Annotated in this window: 16 protein-coding genes; 1 reads left to right on the top strand and 15 read right to left on the bottom strand. The window is 55.4% G+C overall.

The window, feature by feature from the left end:
• The 4 genes from thiK to hinT all read right to left on the bottom strand — a co-directional run.
• A partial coding sequence (gene thiK, locus WFM46_RS19500; protein WP_336998293.1) for a thiamine kinase occupies positions 1 to 593 on the bottom strand: 593 nt, incomplete at its 3' end.
• A complete protein-coding gene (gene lpoB, locus WFM46_RS19495; RefSeq protein ID WP_103179105.1) occupies positions 574 to 1,224 on the bottom strand; it encodes a penicillin-binding protein activator LpoB in 651 nt (216 codons plus the stop codon). The genes lpoB and thiK, both read right to left, overlap by 20 nt.
• Before the next feature lie 10 nt (positions 1,225 to 1,234).
• Positions 1,235 to 1,603, bottom strand: a complete 369-nt coding sequence (locus tag WFM46_RS19490; protein ID WP_103179104.1) for a YcfL family protein — start codon at positions 1,601 to 1,603, stop codon at positions 1,235 to 1,237.
• 1 nt (position 1,604) lies between these two features.
• The gene (gene hinT, locus WFM46_RS19485; RefSeq protein WP_139156331.1) at positions 1,605 to 1,964 is read right to left on the bottom strand and encodes a purine nucleoside phosphoramidase; all 360 of its coding nucleotides are present in this window, start codon (positions 1,962 to 1,964) and stop codon (positions 1,605 to 1,607) included.
• Between the two features lie 351 nt (positions 1,965 to 2,315).
• Here hinT and fhuE point away from each other — a divergent pair, with 351 nt between their 5' ends.
• Entirely contained in the window at positions 2,316 to 4,505 is a 2,190-nt protein-coding gene (gene fhuE, locus WFM46_RS19480) for a ferric-rhodotorulic acid/ferric-coprogen receptor FhuE (protein ID WP_336998292.1), read from the top strand.
• 379 nt (positions 4,506 to 4,884) lie between these two features.
• Here fhuE and ptsG read toward each other — a convergent pair whose 3' ends face one another.
• The 11 genes from ptsG to WFM46_RS19425 all read right to left on the bottom strand — a co-directional run.
• The gene (gene ptsG / locus WFM46_RS19475) at positions 4,885 to 6,318 is read right to left on the bottom strand and encodes a PTS glucose transporter subunit IIBC (protein ID WP_156654285.1); all 1,434 of its coding nucleotides are present in this window, start codon (positions 6,316 to 6,318) and stop codon (positions 4,885 to 4,887) included.
• Positions 6,319 to 6,615: 297 nt separating this feature from the next.
• On the bottom strand, positions 6,616 to 7,410 hold the full coding sequence (locus WFM46_RS19470; RefSeq protein ID WP_103179099.1) for a metal-dependent hydrolase: 795 nt from the start codon (positions 7,408 to 7,410) through the stop codon (positions 6,616 to 6,618).
• A gap of 10 nt (positions 7,411 to 7,420) precedes the next feature.
• Complete coding sequence (gene holB, locus WFM46_RS19465) at positions 7,421 to 8,425, bottom strand: DNA polymerase III subunit delta' (protein ID WP_336998291.1); 1,005 nt, start codon at positions 8,423 to 8,425, stop codon at positions 7,421 to 7,423.
• Positions 8,422 to 9,063, bottom strand: coding sequence for a dTMP kinase (tmk, locus tag WFM46_RS19460; protein WP_156654283.1), 642 nt, complete (start codon positions 9,061 to 9,063; stop codon positions 8,422 to 8,424). The genes holB and tmk overlap by 4 nt, the downstream gene beginning before the upstream one ends.
• Positions 9,053 to 10,075, bottom strand: coding sequence for a cell division protein YceG (gene yceG / locus WFM46_RS19455; protein ID WP_103179096.1), 1,023 nt, complete (start codon positions 10,073 to 10,075; stop codon positions 9,053 to 9,055). Before yceG ends, tmk begins: the two co-directional genes overlap by 11 nt.
• A 2-nt stretch (positions 10,076 to 10,077) precedes the next feature.
• Complete coding sequence (gene pabC / locus WFM46_RS19450) at positions 10,078 to 10,887, bottom strand: aminodeoxychorismate lyase (protein ID WP_336998290.1); 810 nt, start codon at positions 10,885 to 10,887, stop codon at positions 10,078 to 10,080.
• Positions 10,888 to 11,010: 123 nt separating this feature from the next.
• Complete coding sequence (gene fabF / locus WFM46_RS19445; protein WP_103179094.1) at positions 11,011 to 12,252, bottom strand: beta-ketoacyl-ACP synthase II; 1,242 nt, start codon at positions 12,250 to 12,252, stop codon at positions 11,011 to 11,013.
• Between the two features lie 91 nt (positions 12,253 to 12,343).
• Positions 12,344 to 12,580, bottom strand: coding sequence for an acyl carrier protein (acpP, locus tag WFM46_RS19440; RefSeq protein WP_000103754.1), 237 nt, complete (start codon positions 12,578 to 12,580; stop codon positions 12,344 to 12,346).
• Positions 12,581 to 12,734: 154 nt separating this feature from the next.
• Positions 12,735 to 13,469: a 3-oxoacyl-ACP reductase FabG gene (gene fabG, locus WFM46_RS19435; RefSeq protein WP_103179093.1), complete on the bottom strand. Its 735-nt coding sequence runs from the start codon at positions 13,467 to 13,469 to the stop codon at positions 12,735 to 12,737.
• Positions 13,470 to 13,482: 13 nt separating this feature from the next.
• The gene (fabD, locus tag WFM46_RS19430; protein WP_103823714.1) at positions 13,483 to 14,412 is read right to left on the bottom strand and encodes an ACP S-malonyltransferase; all 930 of its coding nucleotides are present in this window, start codon (positions 14,410 to 14,412) and stop codon (positions 13,483 to 13,485) included.
• A 14-nt stretch (positions 14,413 to 14,426) separates the two neighbouring features.
• A partial coding sequence (locus WFM46_RS19425; protein ID WP_336998289.1) for a beta-ketoacyl-ACP synthase III occupies positions 14,427 to 15,317 on the bottom strand: 891 nt, incomplete at its 5' end.

Genomic DNA, 15,317 nt, shown 5'->3' with positions numbered 1-15,317 from the left:
TCCAGCGCCACATCTCCGTCACCCGCGTACTCCCAGTCCAGCAGCCGGATACCGGCGTCCGTATGCACGATATTACCGGCATGAACGTCCATGTGCAGCGGTGCCAGCCGCAGTGGGCGCGGCTCCCCCCGTTTTTGCAGACGTTTGTGCCATCGCAGCCATAGCGGCGTGCGCCGGGTGGGCGAGGCCTGGAGCCAGTACTGCTCCAGTAGCGGCATCAGGGTGATACGCCAGCCAAACACGGGCTGTTGATGGAGATGATACAGCATCCCGGCCAGTGCGGATGCAGCGGGCAACCTGGTTTTGACCTCCCCCGCCAGATAGTCCACCGCTATCCAGCCCGGACTGTAAAAGTGCAGCTGAGGAGCAATGTCGGCGGGAAGGTGGCGCAGGGCAAGGTACTGACGGCGAAAATGAGCAGGCGTTGCCAGGGCGTCATGACGCTGGCGTAGCACCAGACGACGCGCAGCATGCTCAATAATGCAGCTCGCGCCGCTCAACCCGGCATGGGACGGCGGCGCGACGATGCGAAACTGCGGAAAATAGCGCGACAGCAGCGTGTCGCGCGTCAGGTTACTGTTGCTGAACTGCACCTTTACCCGACCAGATAATCTCACCTGTCTGAACCAGCATCAGCTGCATTTGCAGCGCCGGGGAATTGACGTTGCCGGTTGCGCTGGAGTAAAGCACATACTGCGCGCCCACGTTACGGGCAATGCCGATGGCTTTACTGCGTGAGCCCAGGCTGTCCTGCGGGGAAAGGCCCAACTGCTGCTTGGCAACAGCAAGCTGCTGCGCAGACACCAGCGTAAATTTGCCGTTATTGGCCAGCGCATTACGCAGCGTTTCGGTCGCCTCACCAGCATTCAGGCTGCCGTTAGTGCGGTTGTTGACGCTGTCCACCAGCAGCACGCTGCCTGCGTTAACGCCCTGCGCCTGGAGCATCTTACCGACCATAGGCTGCATTGCGCCGTTCCAGTCGTAGTGACGTTCACGCGGTGCAGGCTGGGCGGGCTCTTCCTGATGCTCTATCGGACCAGGCTGCGCGGGAACGCTCGGCACGGTAGGAACAACAGGAACCGGCTGGGTTGGCTGAACCGGCTGCTCGACGCCCGGTTTGACCTCTTCCACCGGTGCTGGTGGTTGCTCAGTGCGGCTAATACAGCCCGACAGGAACAATGCAAAAGCCGTGACAAGCGCGTAACGACCGATCTGTTTAATCAAAATTCACCCCTCAGAGATATAAATAAAGTCTGACCTTATGCGCACCCAGATAATTTGCGCTGCCATATAGCTTAACCGACGATTTTGCCGGAATGGTTACGCTGCGCGGCGCCTCAAGTGGATGCATTTCCAGGCCGCGGGCGTCATACCAGAAAAAACGGTAGTGTACGGTAACTGGCGCATCTCTTTCATTGAACAGCACAGAGGAGGCGGACGGTTGAATTTCGCTGACCGACAGCGAAGGCTGATCGGCGGTAATCCCTGCCGCCAGCACCGATGACTCCATAACCAGCGTTTGATCGTCATTAACGGGAATCGACGGTTGCGAACTGCATCCCGCCAACGCTATCACCAGCGCCGCCATCCATCCTCTTTGCATCTTAAAGACCTTTATGCGCCAGCATCGGGCCCAGCGGACGACCGCCCAGCAGATGCATATGAATGTGATAAACTTCCTGACCACCGTGGCGGTTGCAGTTCATGATCAAACGGTAACCGTCCTCGGCAATGCCTTCCTGCTCAGCAATTTTCGCTGCTACTGTCAGCATACGGCCTAATGCCAGTTCATGCTCAGTTTTCACGTCATTAACCGTCGGAATCAGAATATTAGGAATAATGAGGATGTGCGTAGGCGCCTGGGGGGAGATGTCGCGAAAAGCGGTAACCAGTTCATCCTGATAGATGATATCTGCCGGGATCTCGCGGCGGACAATTTTACTGAAAATGGTTTCTTCAGCCATGAGGTTTTCCTTATTCATTAGTCTGGCGACGAGCCCGGAAACAACCCGCCCGGTGCAGGCGCAATATTTTCTGGCAAGACTAAAGAGTATGAGCGACTTTCTCCTGTCCTTTCAACCTTATCCCACGAATTCTTTGCGTGTGCGGCCCGATCTGCTCGCGGAGTAACCACCTCCCCTCCACCCGCTCTGAAACATTATTTCACTTACCGCCGCAACATCTGTTTACAGTGATAAATCGAATGCGTATATTTCGCATTTGCATTTTCATGCGCAATTTATACCTAGAAAAATGATTTCAGTCCGTCGATACGGGACTGATGCACACCATTCACCGTTCATAAGGGTTTAATGATGTCTTTCACCATTCAATCCAGGGAAGGGCAATCCCGGTCTGTCGCAACACCTTCGTTGCTGGCAGCCTGCATTGCTATGGCATTGATGCCAACCACCGCTTTCGCCGCCTCCACCGAAGATACCGTCATTGTTGATGGTTCTTCTCAGTCGGACGCCTCCGCTGATGACAGCCAGGACTACAGCGTAAAAGCCACGTCCGTGGGCACCAAAATGCAGATGATTCAACGTGACATCCCGCAGTCGGTCACCATCGTCAGCGAACAACGTATGGAAGACCAGCAGCTTCAGACCCTGGGCGAAGTGATGGACAGCACGATGGGGATCAGCAAAAGCACGACTGACTCCGATCGCAGCAACTATTACTCCCGTGGTTTCGAAATCGACAACTACATGGTCGATGGCATCCCAACCTATTTTGAGTCGCGCTGGAATCTGGGTGATTCCCAGTCAGATATGGCGCTGTTTGAACGCGTCGAGGTCGTGCGCGGCGCCACCGGGCTGATGACCGGGACGGGTAACCCGTCGGCGGCCATCAATATGGTGCGCAAGCATGCCACCAGCCGTGAATTTAAAGGCAACCTGTCTGCAGAGTACGGCAGCTGGAACAAGCAACGTTACGTGATGGACATGCAAAGTCCACTGACGGAAGATGGCAACCTACGGGCGCGTATTGTGGCGGGTTATCAGGACAGCGACTCCTGGCTCGACAACTACAATCAGAAGCGCACCTTCTTCTCCGGGATCTTGGACGCGGACCTGGCCACCAGCACTTCACTGTCGGCAGGCTACGAATACCAGCGTATCGACATCAATAACCAGACGTGGGGTGGTTTGCCGCGCTGGAACACCGATGGCAGCGTCAGACATTACGATCGCGCGCACAGCACCTCACCTGACTGGGCTTACAACGACAAAGAGTTCAACAAGGTCTTCTTCACGCTGAAGCAGCGCTTTGCCGACAACTGGCAGGCCACGCTGAATGCGACCCATACCGAGGCGAAATTCGACAGTAAAGCGATGTATCTCGATGCTTACGTCAATAAAAGCACCGGTATGCTGGAAGGCCCTTACGTGAACTACGGTCCGGACTACGGCTACATTGGCGGCACCGGCTGGAACAGCGGCAAGCGTAAAGTAGACGCAGTGGATCTCTTCGCTGACGGCGGCTACGAGCTATTGGGTCGCCAGCACACCATGATGATCGGCGGCAGCTTCAGCCGTCAGACGAACCGCTACACTAACTCGTGGGCCAACGTCTACCCGGAGGAGTTCGGCAGTTTCTACGACTACAACGGTTACTTCCCGGAAACCAACTGGGGATCGCAGTCGCTGGCGCAGGATGACACCACGAATATGAAATCGCTGTACGCCGCGACGCGCATTTCCCTGGCCGATCCTCTGCATTTAATTCTTGGCGCCCGTTATACCAACTGGAGCATTGAAACCCTGACCTACGGCATGGAGAAGAACCATACCACCCCTTATGCCGGTCTGGTCTACGACATCAATGACAACTGGTCGGCCTACGCCAGCTATACCTCTATCTTCCAGCCGCAGAACTACCGCGACAGCTCGGGCAAGTATCTTGATCCGATCACCGGGAATAACTACGAAGCGGGCCTGAAATCTGACTGGATGAACAGCCGTCTGACCACCACGCTCTCTGTCTTCCGCATTGAGCAGGATAATCTGGGCCAAAGCACCGGCCGGACGATTCAGGGATCAACGGATACAGCTTACGAGAGCGTAGACGGTACCGTGAGTAAAGGCGTGGAGTTTGAAATCAACGGCGCGCTGACCGATAACTGGCAGATGACCTTTGGCGCAACGCGTTACGTGGCGGAAGATAACGATGGCAAGGCGGTAAACCCGCAACTGCCGCGGACCACGGTGAAACTCTTCACCAGCTACCGCCTGCCGGCGATGCCTGAGCTGACCGTTGGCGGCGGCGTTAACTGGCAAAACAGCGTCTACACCTATCAGGACACCCCTTATGGCACCTGGCGTGCATCGCAGGGCAGCTATGCGCTGGTGGATCTCTTTACCCGTTATCAGGTCACAAAGAACTTCTCCCTGCAGGGTAATGTGAATAACCTCTTTGATAAGACGTACGACACTAACGTTGAGGGCGAAATTGTCTATGGCGAACCGCGTAACGTGAGCCTGACCGCAAGCTATCAGTTCTGATAAAGCATGCAGCGTCTAAGGGAGCCAAATGGCTCCCTTTTTTGTGCGCGCTGTTCGCCGGGTGGCGGCTGCGCCTTACCCGGCCTACGGTTCGTGCGGTTGTTGCCTTTGTTTGCCGGGTGGCGGCTACGCCTTATCCGGCCTACGGTTGGTGCGGTTGTTGCCTTTGTTTGCCGTGTGGTGGCTACGCCTTACCCGGCCTACGGTTGGTGCGGTTATTGCCTTTGTTTGCCGGGTGGTGGCTACGCCTTACCCGGCCTACGGTTCGTGCGGTTGTTGCCTTTGTAGGCCGGGTAAGCGTAGCGCCACCCGGCATGCCACAAACTACAGATATAAAAAAGGCAGCCATTCGGCTGCCTTAGTCTCCCCAGGTCACAACTTAGTTGCTGCGGATGTACTCATCCATTTCGGTTTTCAGGTTATCGGATTTAGTACCGAAGATAGCCTGTACACCGGAACCTGCAACAACTACGCCAGCTGCGCCCAGTTTTTTCAGACCCGGCTGGTCAACTTTCGCAACATCGGCAACGCTAACACGCAGACGAGTGATACATGCGTCCAGGTTAGTGATGTTCTCTTTACCGCCGAAGGCTGCAACCAGTGCCGGAGCCATTTCGCTGGTCGCACCCGCTTTGCTGTCTTCTGTTGCATCTTCACGACCTGGCGTTTTCAGGTCCAGCGCTTTGATCAGCACACGGAAGATGGTGTAGTACAGCACCGCGTAGCCCGCACCAACGATTGGGAACAGCCACAGTTTGCTGCTGTTACCGGACAGGACGATAAAGTCGATCAGACCGTGCGAGAAGGAAGTACCGTCACGCATACCCAGCAGGATACAGATTGGGAACGCCAGGCCAGCCAGAATCGCGTGTATAATGTACAGAATCGGCGCAACGAACATGAAGGAGAACTCGATCGGCTCGGTGATACCGGTCAGGAACGAGGTCAGCGCTGCGGAGATCATGATACCGCCCACTTTTGCACGGTTCTCTGGTTTAGCAGAGTGCCAGATTGCAATCGCAGCAGCCGGCAGGCCGTACATTTTGAACAGGAAGCCGCCAGACAGTTTGCCTGCGGTTGGGTCGCCTGCCATGTAGCGTGGGATATCGCCGTGGAAGACCTGGCCCGCAGCGTTGGTGAATTCGCCGATCTGCATCTGGAAAGGAACGTTCCAGATGTGGTGCAGACCGAACGGCACCAGGCAACGCTCGATGAAGCCGTAGATACCAAACGCCACAACCGGGTTCTGGTAAGCCGCCCACTGAGAGAAGGTCTGGATAGCGGAACCAATCGGTGGCCAGATGAAGGAGAGGATCACACCCGTGAAGATCGCCGCCAGGCCAGAGATGATTGGAACAAAACGCTTACCTGCAAAGAAGCCCAGATACTCAGGGAGCTTGATGCGATAGAAGCGGTTAAACATATACGCCGCAATAGCACCCGAGATGATACCGCCCAGAACCCCGGTGTCAGCCAGGTGTTTAGCAGCGATCTCTTCCGGTGGTAAGTGCAGCACCAGAGGTGCAACCACAGCCATGGTTTTAACCATGATGCCGTAGGCAACGACAGAGGCCAGCGCAGATACGCCGTCGTTATTGGTGAAGCCAAGCGCAACGCCGATGGCGAAGATCAGTGGCATATTAGCAAAAACAGAACCGCCTGCTTCCGCCATCACATGAGAAACTACGGCTGGCAGCCAGCTGAAGTTTGCAGAACCGACGCCCAGCAGAATACCTGCGATAGGCAGTACGGATACCGGCAGCATCAGCGATTTACCGACCTTCTGCAGGTTAGCAAATGCATTCTTAAACATAATTGAGAGTGCTCCTGAGTATTTGTGCTTTTTTTACGTTTTCACGCATTGGCCCGGGGGGAGAACCGTGCCGTGGACAGGACATCTAAGCGCCCTTTATTTATTACGCAGAGTAAAATAAATCTGCGGATCTTTGTTTGACGGCTATCACGTTTCAGCGTTCGTTACCTGAAAAACTTTCAGATTTTTACAAAATAGATGTCTAAATGTTACCAGAAACGCATTCACCGCCCCTGTTTGGGCGGTGAACTTTACTCGCTTTAGCTATTAATTACGAGCCCAAAAAAAACTGACGAATCATACTGATTGCAGGCGGGAGGGGTCAATGTGAAACAGACTGGCGAAGTTATGAGTGGTAATGCGTGCCAGTTCTTCAACATCGACGCCTTTCAAAACGGCCATATACTCGGCCACATCCCGTACCATCGCGGGTTGGTTCTCTTTACCGCGGTGCGGTACCGGTGCCAGATAAGGGGAATCTGTCTCCACCAGCAGGCGATCGAGCGGGACGTATCGCGCAGCGTCGCGAAGCTGCTCTGCGTTACGGAACGTCACGATCCCGGAAAACGAGATATAAAAACCCAAATCCAGCAGTTTGCCCGCTGTTTCTCTGTCTTCAGTGAAACAGTGTAGTACGCCACCACAATCCGTCACCTTTTCTTCTGACAGGATCGCCAGCGTATCGGCACGGGCATCGCGGGTGTGGACAATCACTGGCTTGTTCAGCTCCCGGCCAATACGGATATGATCGCGGAATGATTCCTGCTGACGGGCTTTCGTTTCCGGAGTGTAAAAATAGTCCAGCCCGGTTTCACCCATCGCGACGACGCCCTCTTCCGCCGCCAGACGGCGTAAATCCTCGACATCATAGGCCTCATCCTGGTTCAGCGGATGCACGCCGCAGGAGAAAACGACATTGTCGCGCACGCCCACCAGCTCACGCATGGTGCGGTAGCCCGGTAACGTCGTGGCGACCGCCAGACAAAATTTCACATCGCGGGCTGCGGCTTTTTCCAGCACGTCATCGACGTTTTTATGCAGGGATTGATAATCCAGGCCATCAAGATGGCAGTGTGAGTCGACTAAAAACATAATGTCTCTCTCAGAGATGGGATACAGGCAGCGTTGTGCCCGGTTGCAGGTAATGCTCGATAGTGAGTAACAGGTCGGTCAGCACAAGCTCCCGATTCAGCCCCGTTACGCTGAGTAATTGTTCGCGACACTGGCATACGTCATGAAGGATAGCCCGTAATGCCACACCTGGCAGGCGCCGGGCGAGGCTGTTTACCAGCTGCCAGGCATCGGCATTGCTGATCAAGGTCGCCCCCTGCTGAATTTTAAGGGCATCCAGCAACAATGCCGCTAGCCAGTGCAGACGATCTGGCGCCTGTTCATGATTGAGCACCGGCAGCAGGCTCATCCAGTCACCACTGTCAGGTACAGCCCCAAGCGCCTGGCAAAGCTGTTCGCGTTGTCCCCAGACGTTGGGCTGCAACTGCGCCAGCGCGGCTGCAGGCGCGCCGCCGCACAGACGCAGCGCGCTCAGTGCCGCTTCTTGTGACGTTGTCACTTCTCGCGCAAGCCAGCTGATAGCCCACGCCTCCTGCGGCACGTTGAGATGATGCAAGCGACAGCGGCTTCGGAGAGTCGCCAGCAACCGTCCGGGCTCACGGCAGGCCATCAGGAACCAGGTATTTTCCGGCGGCTCCTCCAGGGTTTTTAACAGCGCGTTGGCCGCCGCTTCGGTCAGCTGGGCGGCATCCTTGACCCAGACCACTTTCGCCCCGCCAAGCCGCGCGCGCTCGTAGAGCTTCTCGCTGACCGCGCGAACCGCATCAATCCCCAGCGTGGTCTTGCCCTTCTCTGGCTCAAGCGCGTAATAATCCGGGTGCGTCTGCGCCTGCATCAACTGACAGCCGCGGCACTGGCCACAGCTTTTATGCCCCTGGGGTTGCTGGCACATCAGAAAACGGCTGATGGCGTAGATCAGCGCATCATCGCCCATTCCCGGCAGCGACTGGATCAGTAACGCATGATGCCCCCGACCGGACTGATAGCTGTTCACCAGCTGTTCTAAGTGCGGGCGCAACCATGGATACCATTTCATGCCTGTTGTTCCTTCAGCCAGTCGGTGACCGTTTTACGAATGGCGTCCATCACCGCTTCCAGTGGCTGGGTGGCGTCGATGGTGCGGATGGTGCTGTCCTGCGCGGCCAGCTCAAGATAGCGGGCGCGGGTACGGTTGAAGAAGTCCAGCGACTCCTGCTCAATACGATCCAGTTCGCCACGGGCGCGGGCGCGCTTCAGGCCCACTTCTGGCGTCACGTCGAGATAGAGCGTCAGGTTCGGGCGGAAATCCCCCAGCACCGCATCGCGCAGCGTGGCGAGCATCGTCTGGTCAATGCCGCGGCCACCGCCCTGGTAAGCCTGGGTGGAGAGATCGTGGCGGTCGCCGATGACCCAGCACCCACGCGCCAGCGCAGGTTTGATGACGGTTTCGACCAGCTGGACACGCGCGGCGTAGAACATCATGACTTCGGCTTTATCCGTAATGACTTCATCGCCGACCGATTTAATGTCCAGCACCAGACTACGCAGTTTTTCCGCCAGCTGTGTGCCGCCCGGTTCGCGGGTGAAGATCATCTCTTCGATGCCGCATTGTTTTAGCGTCTCGACGACCGTATCGCGTGCGGTGGTTTTCCCGGCGCCTTCCAGCCCCTCAATGACGATGTAGTTACTGCGCATTTTTTTCCTTAAGTGCCTTCAGATAGTCCTGGACCGAACGATTATGACCGGCAAGATTGGTGTTAAAAGTATGTCCACCCTTTCCGTCAGCGACGAAATAGAGATACGGCGTTTTGGCCGGATGCGCGGCGGCATTCAGCGATGCCTGACCCGGCGTGGCGATCGGCCCCGGGGGTAATCCGCTAATGACATAGGTATTATAATCCGTTGGGGTTTCGAGATCTTTACGCGAAATGTTGCCCTTGTAGTTCTCACCCATCCCGTAAATCACCGTAGGGTCAGTCTGCAGCCGCATACCGATACGCAGACGATTGATAAACACAGAGGCCACCTGATCGCGTTCGCTGGCGACTGCCGTCTCTTTCTCGACGATAGAGGCCATGGTCACGAACTGGTTCTGATCTTTATACGGCAGGTTTTCCATCCGCCCTTCCCAGGCTTTATCCACGGCTGCAACCATCTTTTTATGCGCACGCTGCAAGAGTGCTACATCGGTGGTGCCCGCGGTGTACATCCAGGTATCGGGCCAGAACCAACCCTCTATCCTGTCAGGATGCTCAAATTTCAGGGCCTCGGCGACGGCGGCATAGCTGTCGTCCGGCAACGTATGCTTGATGTAGGGCGCATCGCGCAGCTGCTTCAGGTAGTCGCTAAGACGCATCCCTTCGACAAAACGCAGCGGGAACTGCGCCTCTTTACCGCTTTCAAGCAGCTCCAGCATCTCCTTCACAGTCATTCCTGGCGTAAAGCGGTACGTACCGGCTTTAAAATGCGACAGCTCCGGCTGCACGCGTAATAACCACTGGAATACCCGCGGGCGGTTAATGATCTTGTCGCCGTACAGCTGCTCACCCAGCGCCAGCCGTCCGGTACCGGGTTTCAGGGTAAATACCGTCTCGTCGGCGATCAGGATTTTGCTCTCCGCCAGCTGGCGAACTTTCCACATCCCCACGCCAGCGGCAATGCCCAGCACGACAACGACGAGGAGAATAAAGCGCAACATTTTCTTCATGACTATCTGGTTTGCTCACACAGAGGGGCTAAAAACGAGTACAACTCACGCGATGTAAAATGGTGAGAACCATACTGGCGCACCGGCACAACAGGCATCAGCGCATTGCATACGACGATCTCGTCAGCATCGATCAGCGCAGCCTCGCGCGCCTGCACTTCGACCACGCGAAATCCGGAGTGCGCCAGTTGCCGCAGACAAAACTGCCGCATCAGGCCGTTAACGCCAGCCTGATCCAGACAGGGGGTAAACACATCCTTACCCTGCCGCCAGAATAAATTCGCCGCACAGCATTCCGTAATGAACCCTTCGCTGTCAAGAACCAGCGCTTCATCGGCGTCGGTCTGTTCAAGATGGGAGCGAATCAGCACTTGCTCAAGCCGGTTGAGGTGTTTTATCCCCGCAAGCTGCGGATTACGTCCCAGCCTCACCGGGCTTAATGCCAGGGTAATGCCTTCCTTGCGCCAGCGATCGTAATGGGCAGGCCAGGCTGATACCGACAGAATGCGAGCCGGATCCAGGCAGCCAGACGCGCTGTATCCTCTTCCGCCGCTTCCCCGGGTAATAATGACTTTTAATACGCCCCGATCGACGCCCTGCGCCTGGCCTGTCATTTCATTTTCTAACGCTGCCCACTGGACAAAGGGAATGAACAGTTTTTCACAGGCCGTCCGCAATCGTTGCAGATGTGCCTCAAGCAAACAGACCCTGCCTTCGACAATGCGGGCCGTCGTGAAGCAGCCGTCACCAAACTGAATCGCCCGGTCACTCGCCGGAAGCTGTGCCTGCTTTATACCATTTATCAAGAACATGGTGGCTCCTTTAAGATGGTCGAATAGTCTGGCAGGAAGGATGGCTCTGGACAAGGGAAGAAAACCGAATAAAAAAGGCCCGACAAGCGGACCTTTTTTTACTGCACTAACGACTGGTTAGCGTCAGACCTTTTTAAAGATCAGAGAGCCGTTGGTGCCGCCAAAGCCGAAGGAGTTACACAGGGTGTACTCCATACCGCTGACCTGACGCGCTTCGTGCGGAACGAAGTCCAGATCGCAACCTTCATCTGGATTATCCAGGTTGATGGTTGGCGGAACAGCCTGGTCGCGCAGCGCAAGGATGGAGTAGATAGACTCTACTGCACCCGCCGCACCCAGCAGGTGACCGGTCATGGATTTGGTGGAGCTGACCATGACGCGGCGGGCTGCATCGCCAAACACAGACTTAACGGCCTGCGCTTCAGCGATATCGCCCGCAGGCGTTGAAGTACCGTGCGCGTTCACATAGCCAATCTGACCCGGCTCGATACCCGCATCACGGATAGCGTTAACCATGGCCAGCGCAGCACCTGCGCCATTCTCCGGCGGAGAGGTCATGTGATAGGCATCGCTGCTCATGCCGAAGCCAACGACTTCTGCATAAATTTTCGCGCCGCGTTTCTTCGCATGCTCATACTCTTCAAGTACGACCATACCGGCACCGTCACCCAGCACAAAACCATCACGGTCTTTATCCCACGGACGGCTCGCCGCCTGAGGATTATCGTTGCGGGTAGACAGCGCACGCGCTGCACCGAAACCGCCCACACCCAATGGGGTGCTGGCTTTTTCTGCCCCACCAGCAACCATCGCGTCAGCATCGCCATAGGCAATCATACGCGCCGCCTGGCCGATGTTGTGCACACCAGACGTACAGGCAGTTGCAATCGAAATGCTTGGACCGCGCAGGCCATACATGATGGTCAGGTGACCTGCCACCATGTTAACAATCGTTGACGGAACGAAGAACGGGCTAATTTTACGTGGGCCACCATTGACTAAAGAGCTATGGTTTTCCTCAATTAAGCCAAGGCCGCCAATCCCGGAGCCAATAGCGGCGCCAATACGGGTTGCGTTCTCTTCCGTAATTTCAAGGCCAGAATCCTGCATGGCCTGAACGCCAGCGACAATTCCATATTGAATGAAGGCATCCATCTTGCGCTGTTCTTTGCGCGAGATGATCTCTTCACAGTTAAAATCCTTTACTAAGCCAGCAAATTTCGTTGCATAGGCGCTAGTATCGAAATGGTCGATTAGGCTAATGCCACTCTGACCGGCAAGGAGAGCTTTCCAGGTGGACTCTACGGTATTGCCGACAGGAGATAACATGCCAAGTCCGGTCACAACTACACGACGCTTAGACACGCTTGTCCTCCAGGGAGGGATAAAAAAAGAAAAACGAGGGACTACAAAAGAAAAAACTCAGGCGGTCGAATGACCGCCTGGAGATGTTCACTTACGCCTGGTGACCGTTGATGTAATCAATGGCAGCCTGAACGGTGGTGATTTTCTCAGCTTCTTCGTCCGGAATCTCAGTATCAAACTCTTCTTCCAGAGCCATTACCAGCTCAACGGTGTCAAGAGAATCTGCGCCCAGGTCTTCAACGAAAGAAGCATTGTTGGTCACTTCTTCCTGCTTAACGCCCAGCTGTTCGCCGATAATTTTCTTAACGCGTTCTTCGATAGTGCTCATACTCTTAAATTTCCTATCAAAACTCGCTTTCGCGATGGTTTTCGTAGTGTATAAAATGTTGAAAAATTTGCAACTAAATCCCGGCAGGTCTTACCACGATTTTACGTTATTTTGAGGCCAATGCCCCCAATAACGCAAATATTTTCGATCGTGATTAAACCATGTACATTCCGCCGTTGACGTGGAGAGTCTCACCAGTGATGTAACTCGCTTCGTCAGAGGCTAAAAATGCAACCGCGCTGGCGATTTCTTTAGGGTCGCCTAAACGACCCGCTGGAACTGCCGCCAGCGTACCCGCACGCTGCTCATCGGTCAGCGCACGCGTCATGTCCGTTTCAATAAAGCCCGGAGCAACAACGTTTACAGTAATTCCGCGTGACGCAACTTCACGCGCCAGCGACTTACTGAAACCGATCAGGCCTGCTTTCGCCGCAGCGTAGTTTGCCTGACCAGCATTTCCCATGGTACCAACCACAGAACCGACAGTGATAATACGCCCATGACGCTTCTTCATCATAGCTCGCATTACCGCTTTTGACAGACGGAACACAGATGACAGGTTGGTTTCGATAATATCGTTCCACTCATCATCTTTCATTCGCATCAGTAAGTTGTCACGAGTGATTCCGGCATTATTGACCAGAATATCCACTTCGCCAAATTCTGCGCGAATATTTCCCAGAACAGATTCGATAGATGCCGGATCGGTCACATTCAACATCAGACCTTTACCGTTCGCACCCAGATAGTCACTAATAGCCTGCGCGCCATTTTCGCTGGTAGCGGTGCCGATCACTGTCGCGCCACGCGCGACGAGGGTTTCAGCGATAGCACGACCAATACCACGGCTTGCGCCGGTGACCAGTGCGATTTTTCCTTCAAAACTCATGGTATTCCTCTTCTTACTGCGCAAGTGCCGCTGACAGTGCTTCAGGCTCGTTAATCGCCGATGCAGTCAGGGTATCAACAATACGTTTAGTCAGACCGGTGAGGACCTTACCCGGGCCCACTTCATACAGATGCTCTACGCCCTGCGCTGCCATAAATTCAACGGTTTTCGTCCACTGAACCGGGCTGTAGAGCTGGCGAACCAGCGCGTGGCGGATGGCCTCAGGCGCGGTTTCACATTGCACATCAACGTTATTGACCACCGGAATAGTCGGTGCGCTGAAGGTGATTTTTTCCAGCTCAACGGCCAGCTTGTCTGCAGCAGGCTTCATCAGCGCGCAGTGGGACGGTACGCTCACCGGCAGCGGCAGCGCACGTTTGGCGCCCGCGGCTTTACAGGCTGCGCCTGCACGCTCAACCGCCTCTTTATGGCCGGCGATAACCACCTGGCCCGGGGAGTTGAAGTTCACCGGTGAAACGACCTGGCCTTCTGCGGATTCTTCACACGCTTTTGCGATAGAAGCATCATCCAGACCAATAATGGCTGACATGCCGCCCGTGCCTTCCGGCACCGCTTCCTGCATGAATTTGCCGCGCATTTCAACCAGACGCACAGCATCCGCAAACGCAATCACACCCGCACAAACCAGCGCAGAATACTCACCCAGGCTGTGACCAGCCAACAGCGCTGGCGTTTTGCCACCCTGCTGCTGCCATACGCGCCACAGTGCGACCGATGCGGTCAGCAACGCAGGCTGCGTCTGCCAGGTTTTATTCAGCTCTTCGGCTGGCCCTTGCTGGGTCAGCGCCCAAAGGTCGTAGCCCAGCGCATCAGAAGCTTCACGAAAAGTCTCTTCGATTACCGGAAACTGCTCCGCCAATCCAGATAACATTCCCACGGCCTGGGAACCCTGGCCGGGGAATACAAAAGCAAATTGCGTCATTTTTTTTATCCTTTCTAGAAACGAACCAGCGCAGAACCCCAGGTGAAACCGCCACCGAAGGCCTCGAGCAAGACCAGTTGGCCCCGTTGAATTCGTCCATCGCGCACCGCTTCGTCAAACGCGCACGGTACTGATGCTGCAGACGTATTGCCATGACGATCCAGCGTCACCACAACGTTATCCATCGACATGCCGAGTTTCTTGGCTGTGGCGCTGATAATGCGCAGGTTAGCCTGATGCGGCACCAGCCAGTCAAGAGCGGAACGCTCCAGATTATTGGCTTCCAGCGTCTCGTCAACGATGTGTGCCAGTTCGGTCACTGCCACTTTGAAGACTTCGTTACCTGCCATAGTCAGGTAGATGGCGCTGTCCGGGTTGACACGATCCGCATTTGGCAGCGTTAACAGTTCGCCGTAGCGACCGTCAGCATGCAGATGCGTTGAGATGATGCCCGGCTCTTCAGATTGTCCTAACAGGACAGCCCCCGCACCATCACCAAAAATAATGATCGTCCCGCGATCGTTTGGATCGCAGGTGCGAGCCAGAACATCCGCGCCGATGACCAGCGCATATTTCACTGCGCCAGATTTTACATATTGATCGGCAATGCTCAGCGCATAGGTAAAGCCTGCGCAGGCAGCGGCAACGTCAAACGCCGGGCAGCCTTTAATGCCCAGCATGTTTTGCACCTGGCACGCAGCGCTTGGGAAGGCATGCGTGGCGGAAGTGGTCGCAACGATAATCAGACCGATGTCGTCTTTATCGACACCCGCCATTTCCAGCGCGCGCTGGGCGGCTTCATAGCCCATGGTGGAAACTGTTTCATCTGGCGCGGCAATACGACGTTCGCGGATACCTGTACGTGTGACGATCCACTCGTCAGACTTATCTACCATTTTTTCCAG

This window comes from Leclercia sp. M50 (assembly GCF_037150775.1).
Classification (GTDB): domain Bacteria; phylum Pseudomonadota; class Gammaproteobacteria; order Enterobacterales; family Enterobacteriaceae; genus Enterobacter.
Note: the sequence above shows the minus strand (reverse complement) of the source record. Positions and strands in the feature narration are given on the sequence as shown.